This is a genomic window from Caballeronia sp. M23-90, assembly GCF_053574605.1.
This window is the reverse complement of sequence record NZ_JBSIPA010000493.1, coordinates 1-4,776: the sequence shown is the minus strand read 5'-3', so window position 1 is coordinate 4,776 and position 4,776 is coordinate 1. Positions and strand designations below refer to the sequence as shown.

General features: G+C 61.2%; 4 protein-coding genes and 1 pseudogene. 2 read left to right on the top strand and 3 right to left on the bottom strand.

Annotation, left to right across the window (positions count from 1 at the left end):
- Positions 1-1,238 (top strand): annotated as a pseudogene (locus tag ACRXB1_RS30795) (metallophosphoesterase); the annotation flags it as partial.
- 95 nt (positions 1,239-1,333) lie between these two features.
- Here ACRXB1_RS30795 and ACRXB1_RS30790 read toward each other — a convergent pair.
- The 3 genes from ACRXB1_RS30790 to ACRXB1_RS30780 form a co-directional block, all read right to left on the bottom strand.
- Positions 1,334-2,494 (bottom strand): GDSL-type esterase/lipase family protein, encoded by a 1,161-nt coding sequence (locus tag ACRXB1_RS30790; RefSeq protein ID WP_449494196.1) that lies wholly within the window; start codon positions 2,492-2,494, stop codon positions 1,334-1,336.
- Positions 2,495-2,581: 87 nt separating this feature from the next.
- Positions 2,582-3,403 carry a MetQ/NlpA family ABC transporter substrate-binding protein gene (locus tag ACRXB1_RS30785; protein ID WP_449494195.1) on the bottom strand — a complete coding sequence of 274 codons (822 nt, stop codon included), beginning with the start codon at positions 3,401-3,403 and terminating at the stop codon, positions 2,582-2,584.
- On the bottom strand, positions 3,358-3,642 hold the full coding sequence (locus tag ACRXB1_RS30780) for a hypothetical protein (protein WP_449494194.1): 285 nt from the start codon (positions 3,640-3,642) through the stop codon (positions 3,358-3,360). Before ACRXB1_RS30780 ends, ACRXB1_RS30785 begins: the two co-directional genes overlap by 46 nt.
- Here ACRXB1_RS30780 and ACRXB1_RS30775 point away from each other — a divergent pair.
- Entirely contained in the window at positions 3,628-4,602 is a 975-nt protein-coding gene (locus ACRXB1_RS30775; protein WP_449494193.1) for a sulfonate ABC transporter substrate-binding protein, read from the top strand. The genes ACRXB1_RS30780 and ACRXB1_RS30775 overlap by 15 nt on opposite strands.
- The last annotated feature ends 174 nt before the right edge of the window (positions 4,603-4,776 follow it).

Below are 4,776 nucleotides of genomic sequence, written 5' to 3'. Positions count from 1 at the left end.
CCGTCGAGCGCTTCCAGCCGTTGTTTCATCTGCTCAACGGCGATCTTTGCTACGCCAACCTCAACCCGGCGCATCAACCGGAAGTGTGGCGAGATTTCGGCAACAACGCGCAGACGTCGGCGGCCAACACCGGCTGGGTGCTGACATCGCCGCAAAGCCGTTTTGCCGTGCAAGCCGTCGAGCGCTTCCAGCCGTTGTTTCATCTGCTCAACGGCGATCTTTGCTACGCCAACCTCAACCCGGCGCATCAACCGGAAGTGTGGCGAGATTTCGGCAACAACGCGCAGACGTCGGCGGCCAATCGGCCGTGGATGCCTTGTCCGGGCAATCATGAGGTCGAGTTCCACAACGGCGAGCAGGGCTTCGATTCGTATCTCACACGTTACACACTGCCCGACAACGGCACGCGTTTTCGCGGCCGCTGGTACAGCTTTCGTGTGAGTTCGATCCTGTTTGTATCGCTGGATGCAGACGATGTCGTCTATCAGGACGCCGCGGCTTTCGTGGCCGGGCCCAATCCGCTGGTGCCGGCCGCGAGCACCGGCAATCCGCCAGTCGAACCCGGCACCTCGTTCTACATACGCGGCTACAGCAAGGGTGAGCAGACGCGCTGGCTCGAAAAGACCTTGCGCCATGCGGCCGATGACGACGACATCGACTGGATCATCGTGCAGATGCATCAGGATGCGCTGAGTTCATCGAAGACGGGCAACGGGTCGGACAAAGGCATTCGGGAAGCATGGCTGCCGCTCTTCGATCAATACGGCGTCGACCTCGTGCTGTGCGGCCACGATCACGACTACGAGCGCAGCCATCCGGTGCGCGGCTGCAATCACCATGCAGGATTCGATGCGGTCACCGGCGAGCGCGTCGATACGCTGCAGCCGAAACCCGTCGCGACGGCTCGCCGCGCGAACGAACCTATCGATACATCGCACGGTACTGTTCACCTGATTCTCGGTGGCGGCGGCACGAGCGCGCCGCTCGATGTCTACGGGCTCGATGCCGGCACGGGCAACCCGCAGGCGCAAATCTTCACCAAGCCGAATCGCCCCATACCCGGCACGTCGGCCAATACGTTCTTGCGCCGCCCGGCCGATGCACTGGAAGACGCAATCTGGTCGGCTCAGCGCGATACGGGAACGGGCTACGGCATCGCGGTATTCGATCACGATCCCGGCACACGGCATGGCAATACGACGATCACGATGAACTACTATCACGCGCCCGGCGCCGACTAGACGCCGACCGCGGACTATGAGCTCTTCGAGACCATCGTGTTGTCGAAGAAACGGCGTAGTTAAATCGCAAGCGCGGAGGCGTGTGGCGTCGATTACTCGATGCCAAACAAACCATCACGCCCGAACGCGAGCTTCGCAAACCGTTCGCCCATGCGCCGATGCGTGCGGCCATCCGGATGCAGTTGATCCGGCAGCGGCAGCTCGGCGAAATCGGCTTGACCGTAGAGCGCGAGTCCGTCGAGATAATGAAGATGGGGGTCCGTGGCGGCGCGTTGCTCTGCGATGCGCTGCAGTTCATCGCGGATGACGGTCAGCGTCAGTTTCCCGGACGTGCGCTCGGCAGGGTCGCCCGTCGCGCGAAACGAAACCTTGCCGCCTGCAAGCGCGGTGAGGTCGAACGCGCCAGGGCCGGGCGTGTCCTCGTGTATCGGGCAGTGGATCGGCGAGATGATCAGCAGCGGCGTGGCCGGATGACCATCGCGGATCGTATCGATAAAGCCGTGCACCGCCGGCGTGAACGCGCGCAGGCGCATCAGGTCGGTGTTGACCAGGTTGATGCCAATTTTCAGGCTGATCAGATCGGCGGGTGTGTCGCGCATCGCTCGCGCGGTGAACGGGTCGAGTAATGCGCTGCCGCTGAAGCCGAGATTGATCAGCTCCACGCCGCCGAGGGAGGCGGCGAGCGCAGGCCATGTCGAGGTGGGGCTGTCGCCGTTCGAACCATGGCTGATCGAGCTTCCATGATGCAGCCAGACCTTTCGTCCGGTATCGGCGGCATGGTCGATTTTCGCGTCGGTACGCAGCGCGATCAGCTCAGTGATTTCGTTGTACGGCAGCCAGATTGCGATTGTCTTGTCGTGAGCAGGGAGGTCGTTGAACCGGAGAGTGGCGACCGGACCCGATTGCTTCGATGCCGTGCCAGTCGCCATGTCGATCGTCACGATGTCGCCACCGGATGCGCTGCTTTGGCGCAGGAGCTTGCCATCGACAAGCAGGTCGTACACGCCCGCCGGCCGTGGCGGGGCGCCGGCGTACAAATAACGCGTAGGCAGGACATCGAGTTCGATATTCGTCGCGTGCGTGCGGAATATCAGCCGTACGCCCGAGGGCTGCGCCTCGGCCATCGCCAGTTGAGGATCGGCGCATTGAACACGCGCACGCTGAGGCAGGCGATGCGGCATAACGCCCCGTCCGGTGTGTTCGTATTCGAGAGCGCCGCGTAACAGCGCCGGGGTGATGGGCGTGGTGACCATGTTGTTCAAATGGCAAAAAGAGCCGCCATCTTAGCAAGCTGGGGTGTAACGCGCGGCTTCTCTTCAGGCTGGCAACTTGCGGCAAATCTATTGCTTGCGCGCGAAATACTCGGGCAAGCGGAAGCCATCGTAGAAATGGTTGTTCAGGATCGCTTGCTGAAATGATGGCGACTGGTATGCACTGACAATCGCCTGCGTCACCGGAGCAGTCTTGTTCGCGGCCTTGACCACGACCTGATTGATGTACGGCGGCGTCATCTGTTCTAGCGCAAGGGCATCGGTCAGCTTGTAGCCGCTGAAGATCGCGAAATTCCCCTGGATCGCGGCAAAATCCACATCGTCCAGAGCGCGTGGCGCCTGCGCCGATTCCAGCGGCACGATCTTGATTCCCGCCGGATTGGCGATCACATCGCGCTCGGTGACATCCACCGGATTGGCGTTCGGCTTGATCTTGATCCAGCCGATCTGCTGGAGGATCTTCAGCGCGCGTTCCAGATTGACCGGGTCGTTCGGGACCGCGACGGTCGTGCCCGCTTTCACTTCGGTCAGCGCGTGATGCTTCCTGGAATACAGGCCCATGGGCGGCGTCGGGACTTGCACGACGCCGACCAGATCCGTTCCATTGCGATCGTTGTAGGACTTCAGGTAGACCTCGTGCTGCATGACATCGGCGGCGATCTCTCCACGATACACCGCCTGATTCGCCTCCAGTCCCGTGCTGAACTCCACGTACTTGATCGAATAGCCTTTCTGGCGCAAGACCGGTTCAACGCCGAGTTTGAATTCATCGGAATAGGGACCGGGCACGAAGCCGATGCGCAACTCGTTCGTCTCAGCGGCATGGCTCGCCGGCGACGCAAGCGTCACGCCGAGCGCGATGGCAGCAGCGAGGAATGTCCAATCAGGCATGGTTCGGAATCAAGAAAAAAGGGAGGAAAGAAACGCGACACGCCGATCAACTTAAACCTTTGAAAGGCGCTTGAGAACCAAGCAAATTCGATATCGATATGTCGATCCGGCACGAATGAATAAGCATTGCGCTTCTTGTTGGTTTGCCCGCTGGATAGCCGACCGTATGCTTGCGATGCGTCGGCAACCGCCCGCGTCAATCCCGCAACCGTCTCCACAGATCCATGAATCGTTTCCATTCTTCAAGTCGCCGTCGTTTCGTAGCAAGTGGTCTTACGCTTGCAGCCTCATGCGCGTTGCCGCTTGCTCATGCGCAAGGCAATACCGCGCAAACCACGAGGTCGTTGCGGATTGGTTATCAGAAGGGATTGCTCAGCATCCTCAAAGGTCGTGGAACGCTTGAACACCGGCTGACGCCGCTGGGCGTGCGCGTCGAATGGACCGAGTTTCCGTCCGGGCCGCCGCAACTCGAAGCGCTGAACGTGGGTTCCATCGATTTCGGCGATGTGGGGGAAGCGCCGCCCGTTTTTGCGCAAGCTGCAGGGGCGCCGTTCGTCTACTACGGTCAGACTGCGCAGCGGCCGGCAAGCGAGGCGCTCGTGGTGCAGCAGGACTCGCCGGTAAAGTCGGTTGCGCAGTTGAAGGGCAAGCGCATTGCGTTGACCAAGGGATCGAACGCGCATTTCCTGCTGTTGCGATTGCTGGAGAATGCGAACATCGAGTACGCCGATATCACGCCGGTCTTTCTTTCTCCCGCCGATGCCCGCGCGGCCTTCGAGCAAAAAGCAGTCGATGCATGGGTGATATGGGACCCGTTCCTCGCGGTCGTGCAGTCGACCAGCAAGGCGCGGATCGTGGCGGACGGCAGCGGCGTGGTCCAGAACCGCGCGTTCTATTTCACGTCGCGTACATATGTGCAGAAGAACGACGACGTGCTGCGCGCCGTGCTCAATGAAATTGGTGGCATCGACCACTGGATATCGGAGAACCGCGAACCGGCGGCGGCGGAGTTTTCGCGTTTGTGGGGCATCCCGCAACCCATCGTCATCACGGCGCTCACGCGGCTCAAATATGGGACCGAACCCATTTCCCGCGATGCGCTGGCGAATCAGCAGCGCATTGCGGACGCGTTCTACAAGCTCAAGCTGTTGCCATCGCAAATCGACGTGACGGCGGCGGCTCCGCGAACGCTCGCCTGAGCGTTTGGCGCCGTCGGCCGCTCATGTCGGTCATAGTGACTTATACCTGCACGCGCCGAACCTGAACTACGCAAACGCCATGAGAATATGAGCGCGTGCTTCAGGCGACGGTCATCGATGCAACTTCCGCCCCCGGCAGCGCCGCGAGGACGGCGGGCGGCAGCACCAGCTTCA

Bases quoted from the DNA above. Each gene is read 5' to 3' on its own strand.
- ACRXB1_RS30785 (WP_449494195.1), bottom strand. From the start codon at position 3,403: ATGCCTGATTGGACATTCCTCGCTGCTGCCATCGCGCTCGGCGTGACG.
- ACRXB1_RS30775 (WP_449494193.1), top strand. From the start codon at position 3,628: ATGAATCGTTTCCATTCTTCAAGTCGCCGTCGTTTCGTAGCAAGTGGT.
- ACRXB1_RS30790 (WP_449494196.1), bottom strand. From the start codon at position 2,494: ATGGTCACCACGCCCATCACCCCGGCGCTGTTACGCGGCGCTCTCGAA.
- ACRXB1_RS30780 (WP_449494194.1), bottom strand. From the start codon at position 3,642: ATGGAAACGATTCATGGATCTGTGGAGACGGTTGCGGGATTGACGCGG.